The organism is Arthrobacter sp. TJ-238, from assembly GCF_058269215.1.
In genome coordinates this window covers 224,815-236,548 of record NZ_JBZCNH010000002.1, presented here as the reverse complement: position 1 = coordinate 236,548, position 11,734 = coordinate 224,815, and the positions used below count along the sequence as shown (strand labels likewise).

Below are 11,734 nucleotides of genomic sequence, written 5' to 3'. Positions count from 1 at the left end.
GAGGGTGTCGGTCAGTTGGTCGGAACCACGCTCCTGGCTCGCCGCGGCCCTGTGCAGCAGAAGGCCGCAGCGAGCCAGCAAGCGCGCTAGCGTCCGCCGACCAGGTGCCCTCCCTGAATGACGGCGTCGATGGATGCCTCGGGGTCGGCGAGGACCGTAACGTCGTCGAGAGGGTTCTCGTTCACGATCAGCAGGTCGGCGAAGGCACCGGGAGCGATGACGCCCAGTTTGCCCTCGAGCCCGATCAGTTCCGCTGCTGTGAGCGTCGCCGAGCGCAGGACCTCCTGCGCCGTCTGTACCTGGGCACGGATGCGGAATTCGGAGCTCTGGTGGATCTGCATCGCGCCCAGGAGATCCGAACCGAAGACGATCTTCACGCCACCCTTGTTGGCCCGGTCCAGTGCCTCGAGTCCGGCGTGCAGCACGGTGTCCACCTTCTCCCGGCTGGCAGCGGGAAGGCCTGCCGCCTCCCCGTCGGCCTTCAGCCGCTCGTACGTGATGAGGGTAGGCACGAGGAACGCGCCCTTCTCGACGAACAGCCGGACGCTTTCGTCGTCGATCAGGTTTCCGTGCTCGATGCACTTCACCCCGAGTCGGAGCCCGCGGTTCACGGCCCGCGCTGTGTAGGCGTGCCCACAGACGTAGCGGTTGGAGCCTTCGGCCTCCTCGACGACGGCGAGGATCTCGCTCTCCGAGAACTGGGTGGAGTCCACGCGGTCCGTGGGAGAGGCCACTCCCCCGGACAGCATGATCTTGACGTGATGGGCACCAGTGCGGAGCTGGTCCCGCGCGGCCTTGCGGACGGCGTCGACGCCGTCGCACACGACGCTGATGGAGGGGCAGCACTGGTGCGGGTCGATGAGGCTCGCCCCCATGGACCGCATGTCCCCGTGTCCGCCGGACTGGGACAGTGCCTTGCCGCCGAAGATGACCCGGGGGCCCTCGAAAAGACCTTCCTCCACGGCCATCGCGACGCCGAAGTCGGCACCGGCGACGTCGCGCACCGTCGTGAACCCGCGGTGCAGCATCGCCTTCATGTTGCGGGCCGTATGCGCTGCGACGTAGGTGGGCGACCATTCGGCCATGGCACCGAGGTCCGCTGTCGCCGCCGTGACATGGACATGCCCGTCGATGAGTCCGGGCATCACGTACTTGCCGCCGGCGTCGATCGTCTCTCCCGCCACGCGATCCGCAGGCACCTCGGCTGCCGGGCCGACCCAGGAAATGATGCCGTCCTCCACCAGGATGCTCTGATCCGGTGTTGCACTCCCATCCGCGATGTCGAGGACCGTTGCGTTGGTGATGTGCAAATGTTGGGTCCCGGGCATGGTGCTCCTCGATCGACAATGTGGCGTGCGCCTCAGTCGATCATCACAACATCACGGCTTGAATGCAACAATCATTGCAACACCAAAGGAGCGGCATGCAGCAGATCGCGGAGTGGTTCGACGGCCTGGCCCTTGGCCGCAAGCCGAGTCCCGGGATCGACGCGGTGCTGTCGATCCTGCGCAGCGACACCGGACGCGCATCCTTCATGTCCACCCAGGACCTTGCCACACGGGCCCACGTCAACGTGGCCACGGTGGTGCGCGCGGCACAGTTCCTCGGCTTCTCCGGCTGGTCCGCATTGAAGTCCGAACTCCGCCACCGCTACCTTGCTTCCCTCACCGCGGAGAAGTTGCTGACCGAGCGGGCAGCGGCACCCTCAGGACTCACGAGTAGCTCTGTCTCCAACGATGTGAACAACCTGTCGCGCCTGTCGCACAGCATCGACTCCCAGCAGGTCGCCCGCGCGGCCGCCATTATCGGATCGGCCGAACGGACGATCGTCCTGTCCACCGGCAGCTACGCAGCGGCCGGATTCCAGCTCGCACACGTCGGTCAGTGGATGGGACGCGACGTCGAGCTCCACACCGCGTCCGGGACCGCCCTGGTCAACCGCCTGCGCATGCTCCGACCCGGTGACTGCCTGGTGAGCTGCAACCTGTGGCGGGCAAGCAAGTTCGTCCTCGAAGTGGTCCGGGTCGCAGCCCGGCGCGGAATCCGGATCGTGGCGATCGCGGACCGGCAGACCGCCATCACGGACCTCGCCGAGGAGGCCCTGCTGGTTCCGAGCGAGGGCACCACCTTCATGCCTTCCATCATCGGAGCCGTCGCGACGGTGCAGGCGCTCCTCGCGGAACTGTCCGTGATCGATCCCGCGCGGACCATGGCCGCGCTGCAGGACACCGAAGGTCTGTGGGGCGAGCTCGACCTCGTGGATCCTGCCTGAGGACGGACGAGGCGCCTGCTCAGGCATGTTTCAGTTGCATGAAGTATTGCAACAGCTATTGCAAAGCGATCTGGATCACAGCAGACTGCTCTGAAGCACCGGCGTTCCGGCCGTGCTTCAGTGAGAGGTTCCCCCATGCAACCCGTTCACGTCCTCATCCTCGTGGGCTATATCGTGCTCATGGTCCTGATCGGGGCCTGGTTCAGTCGCAGGAAGAACGTATCCAGCGGCGACGACTTCATCCTGGCGGGCAGGTCCCTTCCAGCACCGGTGCTGGCCGGCACGCTGCTGGCGACCTTCGTCGGTTCCGGGTCGATCATCGGAGGTGCGAGTTTCGTCTACACCTACGGTCCCGTCGCCGGCATCTTCTTCTTCGCCGGCACCGTGGTCGGGATCGTCTGCCTTTACTTCATGGCCACGAAGGTCCGCCGGCTTTCGCACCACACGATTCCCGAGATGCTCGAGGTGCGCTTCGGGAAACCCGTCCGCGTCATCGCCACGGTGATCATCCTCGTGGCCTTCGTCGGCATCACGGCGTACCAGTTCACCGGTGCCGGCACCATTCTCAGCATCATCACTCCCCTCAGCCCCGCACAGGGCACGATCGTCGCCGCTCTGCTGATCACGTTCCTGGCCCTGGGCGGCGGATTGAAATCCGTAGCCTGGACCGACTTCATCTCGGTCATCGTCATCGTGGTCGCCCTTGTCGGCACACTCGCCGTGGTGTTCATCACCGATGTCGGCGGGATCGGCGGATACGTGGACCGCCTCGACCCGGCTCTCGCCTCGCTGACCGGCACGCTCACACCCGTGCAGCTCCTCGGATACTTCCTCCCCCTGTTCCTGCTCATTCTCGGCGACCAGAACATGCACCAGCGCCTGGCCGCCGGCCGCGACGAGGGAACCGCGCGCAAGGCGACGATCGGCTTCTTCGGCGGTGCCATCCTCCTCCTGGGCACGATCATCCTGCTGGCATCGTCGTCGTCATTCCTCCTGCCCGACATCGAGCCCGGCCAGGCCATCCTCGGAATCGCCGGCACCGACCTCGTCCCGCACGGTATCGGTGGACTCCTGCTCGCCGGCGCCTTCGCACTGATCGTCACCACGGGCTCGTCCTACCTGCTGACCTGCTCCGGGAACATCGTCTACGACCTGGTGTTCCAGCGCCGCGGCAGCTCGAAGGACTCACGGAAGGCGCTGAAGCTCGGACGCTGGGCGGTTCTCGCCGTCACCGTCTTCGCCTACGTTCTCGGCCAGTTCTTCCCGAGCGTCCTCGCGCTCCAGATGTATGCCTACACGATGTACGGAGTGGCGATCACCCCCGTAGTCCTCGCCGCTCTGTTCTGGAAGCGCGCCACCTCGTGGGGCGCCATCGCCGGCATGGTGGTCGGCGGCATCGCAACGGTGGTGTGGGAATCCACAGGCCGGTCCGCCGAGATCAACGCCGTCGTCGTCGCGCTTCCCCTCGCGGTGTCCGCGCTGGTGATCGTCAGCCTGGTCACGCCTCGGGCGGCAGCGCACGACGACGACGCAACGGATAGCCGCCTGCCCTCCCCTGCGGGAGAGACGACGGCGCGCTAGCGGGCGGCGAGCATCTTCGCCCGGCGACTGGCGAGGACCTGCGCCGTGATCACGATGGCCAGGGCGAGGACGAACATCGCGGAGCCGATCACGTTTGCCTGCGCCGGGATACCCCTAGTCGCCGCGACGTAGACGAACTTGGGGAACGTATCCACGTTTCCCGAGTTGAAGTTCGTGATGATGAAGTCGTCGAAACTGATGGCGAACGCCAGCAGCGCGGCGGCCACGATGCCGGGCAGCAGCAGCGGGAAGGTCACCCGCCAGAAGGCCTGGAGCGGCGACGCGTAGAGATCCGAGGCGGCCTCCTCAAGGTTCGGATCGAGGCTTGCAACCCGGGCCTTCACGGTGACCACCACGAACGAGATGCAGAACATCGAGTGGGCGATGATGATGGTGCCCATGCCCAGGCTCGCGCCGACGTTCAGGAACTGCGCCAGCAACGAGGCTCCCAGCACCACCTCCGGCGTCGCCAGCGGCAGGAAGATGAGCATGTTCGCCGTCGCGTTGAACTTGAACCGGTACCGCACGAGTCCGACGGCGATCGCCGTGCCGAGGATCGTGGCGATGACGGTGGCGGTCGCACCGATGCGCAGACTGTTGGCCAGCGATTCGCAGACCGCCGGCGCCCCGCAGGGGTTTCGCCAGTTGTCCAGGGTGAACCCCTGCCAGGTGAGGTTGGCCCGACCGGCATCGTTGAAGGAATAGGCGAAGACGTAGGCGATGGGGACCAGGAGGAAGACGAAGGCCGAGCCGCCGATGACGGGGATGAGCCAGCGCCCGATAGTGTGCCGCATGCCGCCTCCTCAGATGATTTCTTTGGTGCCGACGCGCCGGACGTAGAGGATCACCAGGAACAGGATGATCAGCATCAGGACGAAGGACAGGGCGGACGCGGCGGGGTAATCCACGACCCGGAAGAAGAGCGCGTCGATGACCTGACCGATCATGGTGGTGTCCTGGTTGTTGCCCAGGAGGGCGGCGTTGATGTAGTCGCCGCTGGCCGGAATGAAGGTCAGCAGCGTTCCCGCGATCACCCCGGGCAGGGACAGCGGCAGGGTCACCGTCCGGAAGGTCGTGATCGGACTGGCGTAGAGATCATTGCCCGCCTCGATCAGCCGGGTGTCCAGCCGCTCCAGGTTGGCGTAGATCGGCAGGGTCATGAACGGCAGGAAGTTGTACGTCAGTCCGCACACCACGGCGAAGGCGGTCGCCGTCAGCCGCCCGTCCTCGGGGACCAGGCTGAGCGCCTGCAGGACTGCCACCACCGGCCCCTCATCGGCGAGGATCTGCTTCCAGGCCTGGGTGCGCAGGATGAAACTGGTGAAGAACGGCGCGATGATCAGCACCAGCAGGATGCCCTGCAGAAGCCGGTGCCCCCGCAGCCGCACCGCCACCAGGTAGGCCATGGGATAGCCGATCAGCAGCGCCGCGACGGTGGCGATCAACGCGAACCCGAAGGAGCGCAGGAACTCGGACCAGTAGCGGCCCAGCACATCGGTGTAGTTGCTGAACTGCAGCGCCGGCGCGAACTGGCCGATGTCGGCTCCGGGCGGCTTGGTGTACAGCGAGGTGGCAAGCAGCGAGAAGACCGGCAGCACGAAGAACAGCAGCATGAAGACGAAGCCGGGCAGGATCAGCAGGTAGCCCACCCGCCCGCGGCGCCTGTCCGCCCTGGTTTCCTCGGTGCCGCGCACGTCCCTGGGTGGCTTCGACCGCGCTTTCTTCGGCTCGGCGTCGAGCACTGCCATCAGCCGTCGTCCTCTCCTGCGCCCGCGAGGACGTCCTCGTCCCCGTCGAGACCGAACGCATGGTCGCCATCCCAGTTCAGCACGACGTCGTCACCGGGGCGGGCCCTCTGGACCCCGTGGTTCTGGTTGAACACGCCCATCCGGCCCACGCCCGGCACCTCGACCACGTACTCGGTGCTGACCCCGGTGAAGGCGGCCTCGAGAACGCGCCCGGGCAGCGAGTTGAGGGCACCGGTTCGTGCCTCCTCCGGCAGGAGCATCGTGAGCTTCTCGGGCCGGATCCCCACCAGGGCCCTGCCCTGGTGGCTGGTGGCGCGTTCCTTGAGCAGGATCAACCGGTGACCGTTGGCCGCGACCACGATGGCGTCGCCGCGGTCCTCGACGATCTCGCCGAGGAGCAGGTTGGATTTCCCGAGGAAGTTGGCGACGAACGCCGTCCGCGGCAGCTCATAGAGATCCTGCGGTGCGCCGAGTTGTTCCACGTGGCCGCCATTCATCACAGCCACGGTGTCCGCCATGGTCATGGCTTCCTCCTGGTCGTGCGTCACGTGGACGAAGGTCAGCCCGACCTCCGTCTGGAGCGCCTTCAGCTCGGACTGCATCTGCCGGCGCAGCTTCATGTCCAGTGCACCGAGCGGCTCATCGAGCAGCAGCACGGCGGGCTGATTGACGATCGCCCGGGCCAGCGCGACGCGCTGCTGCTGGCCGCCGGAGAGCTGGGCAGGACGGCGGGAGGCCAGGTGCGCGAGCTCCACCAGTTCCAGCGCCTCCCGGGCCCGTTTCCGGGCGTCCTTGACCTTGCGGCGCTTGAGCCCGAAGGACACGTTGTCCAGCACATCCATGTGCGGGAACAGCGCGTAGTTCTGGAAGACGGTATTCACCGGCCGTTCGTGCGCACTGCTGCTGGTGATGTCCTTGCCGCCGATGCTGATGGTTCCCGACGTCGGCTGCTCCAGGCCTGCCACCATGCGGAGAGTCGTCGTCTTGCCGCAGCCGGAGGGGCCGAGCAGGGCGAAGAACGATCCGGCCGGGATTGTCAGATCCAGCTGATCGACCGCCACGAAATCGCCGAACCGCTTGGTGATCGCGCTGAGTGTCAGGTCCGCACCGCCGGGCTCCGCGTCGGAGGTCGGCGATTCAACTCTCACCTGCGCCTGGGTCATCAGATGCCGATCGCCTTCTGGAACTCGTTCGTGTACTCGGTCTCCTCGTCGGCCGAGAGTGCCCGGATGACCTGGACGTTGGAGAGATACTCGTCGGTCGGGAAGATCAACGGGTTGTCGACCAGGCTCGGATCGATGGCTTCCATTGCCTCGCGGGCACCTTCGACCGGGCAGATGTAGTTGACGTAGGCAGCGACGGTGGCCGCATTCTCCGGCTCGTAGTAGAAGTTCATCAGCGCCTCGGCGTTGGCCTTGTGGGTGGCGCCGACGGGGACCATCATGTTGTCGGACCAGAGGGCGCCGCCGGCTTCGGGAATGGCGAACTCCCACTTGTCGCCCTCCTCGAAGTTCAGCTGTGTGATGTCTCCGGACCAGCCGATCACGGCGAGCGCGTCGCCGGAGATGAGGTCCTGCTTGTAGGAGTTGCCCTTGACCTGGCGGATCTGGCCGCTGGCGATCTGCGCCTGCAGGACGTCGAGTGCATTCGCGAACTCGTCGCTGCCCCAGTCGCCTTCGATGTCCACGCCGTTCTCCAGCATGAGCAGCCCCATGGTGTCTCGCATCTCATCCAGCACCTCCACGCGGCCCTTGAGCTCGGGCTTCCACAGGTCCGAGACGTTCTTCAGCCCGCCGGGGACGGCTTCCCTGTTCCAGGCGATGCCGGCGAAACCGGACTGCCAGGTGAGCGAGTTCTTGCGGCCCGGGTCGAAGTCCACCGTCTGCAGATTCGGGAGCAGGTTCTGCAGGTTCGGGATGTTGTCGTGGTTCAGTTCCTGGGTGTAGCCGAGCCGGATCATCCTGCCGGCCATCCAGTCGGTGAGGGTGACGATGTCCTGGCCGATGTCCTGGCCGGCGTCGAGTTGTGCCTGCACCTTGCCGAAGTAGGTGTCGTTGCCGTCGATGTCCTCGGAATAGGCCACATCGATGCCCGTCGCGGCCGTGAAGGCATCGAGCGAGGGGTAGGTCTGGGCGTCCTCGTCGTAGTCCAGGTACAGGGTCCAGTTGGCCCAGTTCACCAGCTTCTCGCTGTCGGAGAGGTCCTCCACAGCCGGGGCGGTGCCGGCAGCGGTTCCCCCCGAACCTCCCGTGCCGCAGGCGGCCAGCATCCCGGCCAGGCCGAGCCCACCCGCACCGGCCAGCATCCTGCGCCGTGACAGCTGAGTTGAGACCAGACGACGCAGGTTCGGGTCCTCGGGCAGGCGCTTCGACATGGCTACTCCTGATCGACCTATGCGGTTGTGTGTCGATGACACTTCCAGACGCGGCGTACCAGAACAAGGGTTCAGTTGTAAAATCCGTGTTTCACCACCGAAAGTGCAGCCGACCCTGACAGTTACCGCGTATTCCGCAGGTGAAGGGGTTGCGCCGCCTGTACGGGCCGGATTCAATGACTACACCGGCGGACCAGCCGCCAGCCAGGACCACCGGGAGGTGGATGCGTTTGATCGTGCAGCCGGGAATCACGTCCGCACCTCCGGTCAACGGCGTCGTCGACGAGGTGTCGAAGGCCATCATCGAGCAGTTGCAGGAAGACGGGCGGAGATCCTATGCCGCCATCGGCAAAGCGGTGGGGTTGTCCGAAGCGGCGGTGCGCCAGCGGGTGCAGAAGCTGACGGACAGCGGCATCATGCAGGTGGTCGCCGTCACCGACCCGCTGCAGCTGGGGTTCTCCCGCCAGGCCATGCTCGGTATCCGGGCGGACGCAGATCTGCTCCCGGTGGCTGACCTGATCTCGGCTTTCGAGCAGGTGGATTACTGCGTTGTGACAGCCGGGTCCTTCGACATCCTGGCCGAGGTCATCTGCGCGAACGACCACGATGTCCTGCGGATCGTCAACGAGATCCGCGGCGTACCCGGTGTCGTCAGCACCGAAACGTTCATGTACCTCTCATTGCGCAAGCAGGAATACAACTGGGGAACCCGATGACACAGACCGCCACGTCCCGAACGTCCACCACACCGCGCGGGAACGACCGCCAGCAGGCGGCACGGGACCACCTGTGGATGCACATGGCACGCCACGGCGACCTCGTGGGCGGGGGAACCGTGCCGGTCATCACCCGCGGCGAAGGGCACCTCCTCTACGACGATCAGGGCCACGAACTGATCGATGGATTGTCCGGACTCTTCGTGGTGCAGGTCGGCCACGGACGCGAGGAACTGGCGCAGGCCGCGGCCCGGCAGGCCAGGGAACTGGCCTTCATGCCGCTGTGGTCCTACGCTCATCCGTCCGCGATCGACCTGGCCGAACGCCTCGCCCACTACGCCCCCGGGGACCTGAACCGCGTCTTCTTCACCACCGGCGGCGGCGAGGCGGTGGAAAGCGCCTGGAAGCTGGCGAAGAACTACTTCAAGCTCACGGGCAAGCCGAACAAGACCAAGGTGATCTCCCGGTCCGTCGCGTATCACGGCACCCCCCAGGGGGCATTGTCGATCACGGGCATCCCCGATATGAAGGCCCCGTTCGAGCCGCTGGTCCCCGGCGCCTTCCGTGTCCCGAACACCAACCAGTATCGGGCTCCCGCCGGCCTGGAGGATCCCGAGGCGTTCGGCCGCTGGGCGGCGGACCGGATCGGGGAGGCCATCGAATTCGAGGGCCCGGACACGGTTGCCGCGGTGTTCCTCGAACCGGTGCAGAATTCCGGTGGATGCTTTCCGCCTCCTCCGGGCTACTTCAGGCGAGTGCGCGAGATCTGCGACGAGTTCGACGTGCTGCTGGTCTCCGACGAGGTCATCTGCGCATTCGGCCGGATCGGCTCGATGTTCGCCTCGGAGGACTTCGGCTATGTGCCGGACATGATCACCTGCGCCAAGGGGATGACCAGCGGTTACTCCCCCCTCGGTGCCATGATCGCCTCCGACCGCCTGTTCGAGCCGTTCAAGCATGGCGACACCACCTTCTACCACGGCTACACCTTCGGCGGGCACCCGGTGTCGGCCGCCGTCGCCATGGCCAACCTGGACATCTTCGAGCGCGAGGGCCTGAACGACCGCGTCAAGCAGAACGCGCCGGCCTTCCGATCGACCCTGGAGAAGCTCCTGGATCTACCCATCGTCGGCGATGTCCGCGGCGAGGGGTACTTCTATGGGATCGAGTTGGTGAAGGACAAGAAGACCAAGGAGACGTTCACCGCCGAGGAGTCCGAACGCCTGCTGCGCGGCTACCTCTCCCCTGCCCTGTTCGATGCCGGCCTGTACTGCCGGGCCGACGACCGCGGCGACCCGGTCATCCAGCTCGCGCCGCCCCTGACCGTCGGGCAGAAGGAGTTCGACCAGATCGAGGGGATCCTTCGCTCGGTGCTGGTCGAGGGCCTGAACCACCTGTAGGAGCGGCGCGCTCCTGCCGCTGGAGGCGGTGGATCAACAGCGCCACGTGAAGCGAGGTGCGGGACTCGGCGTCGTCGAGCCGCACGCCGAGCCGCTGCTCCAGCTTCGCCAGCCGGGCGTAGAGTGTCGGCCGGCTCAGGTAGCTCGTCCGCGCCAGTTCCGACTTGTTGCCGCCGCTCTCCAGGTACTGCTGCAGCAGGTCCAGGTCACCGCCGTCGCCCGTCGCCGACGCGTCCTCCAGCAGCCCGGCCAGTTCCGCCTCCACGAAGGTCTCCACGCGTGGATCGTGGCGCAGCAGCGAGAGCAGACCGCGCAACCGGACGTCCGTGGAGCGGTAGAACCGGCGGCTTCCGCGCCGCAGCGTGCTTGCTGCCTCCGCCACCTGCGCCGCCTCGTCCAGCCCTGCCGCTGAATGCAGCAGTCCCGGGTGGGAACGGCCGACGCCGACGGTCCAGGTCAGCTCCTGACTGCCGGCGGCGGCGCGCTCGAGCAACTCCCCACCCAGTCGTTCGAGCAGCGGATCCTCGAGCTGCCGGGCCGGCAGCGCGAGCAGCACGGCCACCGAGCCCGTCTGCAGACTCGCCGCGAGCGCCGAGCTCTGCGACGAGGCGAGCACGCCGGTGACCAGCTCCAGCAGTGCACGTTCGCGCCGCTGCAGGGCGATCGGTTCAGGACCGGCGGGCCGGTCCAGCCGCAGCACGATCGGCACGTACGACGGCGCCGCCCGCAGCCCGAGCGCGCCGGCCCGGGCCAGCGCATCGGTTTCCGTCAGGAAGCGCGGCTGCCGCAGTTCGTGGAGCAGACCGGCCTGCGCCTGCTGGCCGAGGCCGCGCTGATCACGCTCGGCCATCCGGTTGATGGACAGCGCCTGGCCGGCCCGCTCGAGCACCATGGCGGTCTCGCCGTCGTCGTCGGAGGGAAACGGAACGACCAGTCGCCCCCAGCGCTGCCCGCGCAGGCCCACCGGGGTCTGCAGCCAGCCCTCGGCTCCGGTGCGGACTGTCTCCTCACGGAAGTGGGTGGCCCGGGAGCGCCCTTCCCAGTCGCGCAGCAGCTCCCCGGCGGGTACGTCCGCGGCAGCGAAAGCGACCACCAGGTGGGAAAGGTCCTCGAGGACCACCGGTGTGCCGAGCAGCTGGGCGGTCCGGGCCACGATCTCGCCGGCCTCGGCGCTCTCCAGGCTCAGTACCGTGAAGACCTCGTGGACGTGCCGGGCCTGCTCCACCTGGTCCAGCTGGGCGGCCACGATGAGACGGTGCACCACCTCGGTCACCTCGACGAAGCGCACCCGCCGGGGCACGAGCACCACCGGGAGGAGGGCCGTAGTCGCCGCTTCGCGCAGCGCGGCCCGGGCTTCGGGCCGGTCGTCGGTGATCTCGACGACGACGCCGGCGGCGCCGAGTGCTGCCAGCCCGGCCAGGTAGCCGCGGGCATCGCGCGCCGATCGTCTGAAGGCAAGCCCGGTGGTGAGGACGAGCTCACCACCCTCGAGCAGCCCGGACAGGCTCTTCAATTCGGCGACATGGACCCAGCGGACGCGATTCTGCAGCCGGTCCTTGCCGGCGAGTACTTCCGGCTGACCGGCCCGGACCACGGGCAGCTGAAGGATCCGTTCCACACTCAGGTGCATTGACAGAGTGTAA

The 11,734-nt window shown here is 66.8% G+C and carries 10 protein-coding genes; 4 read left to right on the top strand and 6 right to left on the bottom strand.

The window, feature by feature from the left end:
• Positions 1–86 precede the first annotated feature (86 nt).
• A complete protein-coding gene (locus AC4D2O_RS04420) occupies positions 87–1,328 on the bottom strand; it encodes a metal-dependent hydrolase family protein (RefSeq protein ID WP_490905393.1) in 1,242 nt (413 codons plus the stop codon).
• A gap of 95 nt (positions 1,329–1,423) precedes the next feature.
• Here AC4D2O_RS04420 and AC4D2O_RS04415 point away from each other — a divergent pair, with 95 nt between their 5' ends.
• Both AC4D2O_RS04415 and AC4D2O_RS04410 read left to right on the top strand, forming a co-directional pair.
• Complete coding sequence (locus AC4D2O_RS04415) at positions 1,424–2,272, top strand: MurR/RpiR family transcriptional regulator (protein ID WP_490905392.1); 849 nt, start codon at positions 1,424–1,426, stop codon at positions 2,270–2,272.
• A 135-nt stretch (positions 2,273–2,407) separates the two neighbouring features.
• Positions 2,408–3,853 carry a sodium:solute symporter family protein gene (locus AC4D2O_RS04410; RefSeq protein ID WP_490905390.1) on the top strand — a complete coding sequence of 482 codons (1,446 nt, stop codon included), beginning with the start codon at positions 2,408–2,410 and terminating at the stop codon, positions 3,851–3,853.
• Here AC4D2O_RS04410 and AC4D2O_RS04405 read toward each other — a convergent pair.
• From AC4D2O_RS04405 to AC4D2O_RS04390, 4 genes are read right to left on the bottom strand one after another with little or no spacing between them, the layout of a single operon-like run.
• Complete coding sequence (locus AC4D2O_RS04405) at positions 3,850–4,647, bottom strand: ABC transporter permease (protein ID WP_490905389.1); 798 nt, start codon at positions 4,645–4,647, stop codon at positions 3,850–3,852. The two genes, AC4D2O_RS04410 and AC4D2O_RS04405, sit on opposite strands and share 4 nt — an antisense overlap.
• Positions 4,648–4,656: 9 nt before the next feature.
• The gene (locus AC4D2O_RS04400) at positions 4,657–5,601 is read right to left on the bottom strand and encodes an ABC transporter permease (protein ID WP_490905388.1); all 945 of its coding nucleotides are present in this window, start codon (positions 5,599–5,601) and stop codon (positions 4,657–4,659) included.
• The gene (locus AC4D2O_RS04395) at positions 5,601–6,764 is read right to left on the bottom strand and encodes an ABC transporter ATP-binding protein (RefSeq protein ID WP_490905387.1); all 1,164 of its coding nucleotides are present in this window, start codon (positions 6,762–6,764) and stop codon (positions 5,601–5,603) included. Before AC4D2O_RS04395 ends, AC4D2O_RS04400 begins: the two co-directional genes overlap by 1 nt.
• Positions 6,764–7,975, bottom strand: a complete 1,212-nt coding sequence (locus AC4D2O_RS04390) for a polyamine ABC transporter substrate-binding protein (RefSeq protein ID WP_490905386.1) — start codon at positions 7,973–7,975, stop codon at positions 6,764–6,766. The genes AC4D2O_RS04395 and AC4D2O_RS04390 overlap by 1 nt, the downstream gene beginning before the upstream one ends.
• A 248-nt stretch (positions 7,976–8,223) precedes the next feature.
• On the opposite strand from AC4D2O_RS04390, the gene AC4D2O_RS04385 reads away from it, so the two are divergent.
• A complete protein-coding gene (locus tag AC4D2O_RS04385) occupies positions 8,224–8,691 on the top strand; it encodes an Lrp/AsnC family transcriptional regulator (RefSeq protein WP_490905846.1) in 468 nt (155 codons plus the stop codon).
• Entirely contained in the window at positions 8,688–10,091 is a 1,404-nt protein-coding gene (locus AC4D2O_RS04380) for an aspartate aminotransferase family protein (protein ID WP_490905385.1), read from the top strand. The genes AC4D2O_RS04385 and AC4D2O_RS04380 overlap by 4 nt, the downstream gene beginning before the upstream one ends.
• Here the strand turns inward: AC4D2O_RS04380 and AC4D2O_RS04375 are convergent.
• Positions 9,991–11,721 carry a PucR family transcriptional regulator gene (locus AC4D2O_RS04375; protein ID WP_490905383.1) on the bottom strand — a complete coding sequence of 577 codons (1,731 nt, stop codon included), beginning with the start codon at positions 11,719–11,721 and terminating at the stop codon, positions 9,991–9,993. The genes AC4D2O_RS04380 and AC4D2O_RS04375 overlap by 101 nt on opposite strands.
• Positions 11,722–11,734: the final 13 nt, after the last annotated feature.